This is a genomic window from Blautia sp. AF19-13LB, assembly GCF_003479105.1.
Taxonomy (GTDB): domain Bacteria; phylum Bacillota; class Clostridia; order Lachnospirales; family Lachnospiraceae; genus Fusicatenibacter; species Fusicatenibacter saccharivorans.
In genome coordinates, this window is record NZ_QUGO01000050.1 from 1 (window position 1) to 434 (window position 434).

1 protein-coding gene is annotated in these 434 nt (G+C 50.9%); it reads left to right on the forward strand.

The window, feature by feature from the left end; genetic code table 11:
• Window positions 1-33: 33 nt before the first annotated feature.
• Window positions 34-330, forward strand: a complete 297-nt coding sequence (locus tag DWX32_RS19075; protein WP_005927679.1) for a DUF3847 domain-containing protein — start codon at window positions 34-36, stop codon at window positions 328-330.
• The last annotated feature ends 104 nt before the right edge of the window (window positions 331-434 follow it).

The window sequence follows — 434 nt, forward strand, 5'->3', positions numbered from 1 at the left end:
ATGTGCTGATACCGGGAAAGGAGGACGCTGCCCTTGCCTGATACCTCAAAGCTGGAAAAACTCAATCGGGAGTTGGAAAAAAGCGAAAAGAAACTGCGGAAAGCCATCAATGATGAAAAGGCATTGCAGCACCAGTTGAAACAGCTTACCCGAAAGGAACGGACGCACCGGCTCTGTACCCGTGGCGGTATGCTGGAAAGTTTTCTGCAAGAGCCGGAACGCCTGACAGATGATGATGTCATGCTGTTGTTGAAACTCATTTTTCACAGACAGGACACGCAGGAACTATTGAAAAAACTGCTGGAACGGGAGATGCCGGAACCCCCTTAGTTTACTAAGGGCGCAATTATACACCACCCAGAGGTTGGTGCATTGCGTTCTCCGAAGGCTCCTCGCCGGAGGGCTGTGATTTTCCGCAGTCATGGTCTGCTCCA